This is a genomic window from Candidatus Symbiopectobacterium sp. NZEC135, from assembly GCF_025962695.1.
Map to the genome: position 1 here is coordinate 1 of NZ_JAGFPF010001004.1, position 782 is coordinate 782.

The following is a 782-nucleotide window of genomic DNA, read 5'->3' on the forward strand; positions in this document are numbered from 1 at the left end:
GCGCGCTCCTGCTGGCAGATGAGGTCAGCGCTGCTCTGGGCTTAAAACCCGGAATGCGAGTGCTCGATTTAGCCTGCGGCACCGGCCTGACATCCCTCTATCTGGCAAGCCAATACGGTGTTGAGGTGGTCGCAATGGATTTATGGATTACTGCCGAAGATAACGCACGCCGTTTCAGTGAACACGGATTGTCCAACCTGATAACCCCATTACATATGGATGTTGCCGACCTTCCCACTTTAAAGCCATTTCCCGAAAACCACTTCGACGCGCTACTTAATATTGATGCCTACCACTACTTTGGTGCCAGCTCGGCCTTTTTCGACAGCCATCTTGCACCGTGGATCAAACCGGGTGGCCGCGTCGCTATCGTTATTCCAGGTTTAAAAAGGCCTTTCGATCGCGGAGTTCCTCCTGAACTGGCCCCCTTTTGGCAGTCCGGCATGAACTTCTTTACCGTCGACTGGTGGCGGCAACTCTGGCAGCAAAGCGCCTATTTGCAGATAGCGGAGTGCACCGAGAGCGCCCGTTGCGAGCAGGCCTGGCAAGCATGGCTGGCTTGCTCACACCCCTACGCCATTCGCGATCGCGACATGATGGCCGCCGAAGCGGGGCACTGGTTTAACTTCACTAAAATGACGGGGGTTATCCGTAAATAAAACAATCCTCCCTCTTCGGAGGGGGGAATACCTGAGAAGGATTTTCAAACATCACAACGGCGCACGGCATGTTGTCCAACAAACAACAGTGATGAAGGCCCATTATTCGTGCCATTTAATCCA

1 protein-coding gene is annotated in these 782 nt (G+C 53.6%); it reads left to right on the plus strand.

Going from position 1 to position 782, the window contains the following annotated elements:
* Positions 1-659: SAM-dependent methyltransferase (locus J5224_RS32050; RefSeq protein ID WP_264628996.1), on the plus strand; the 659-nt coding region annotated here is incomplete at its 5' end.
* Positions 660-782: the final 123 nt, after the last annotated feature.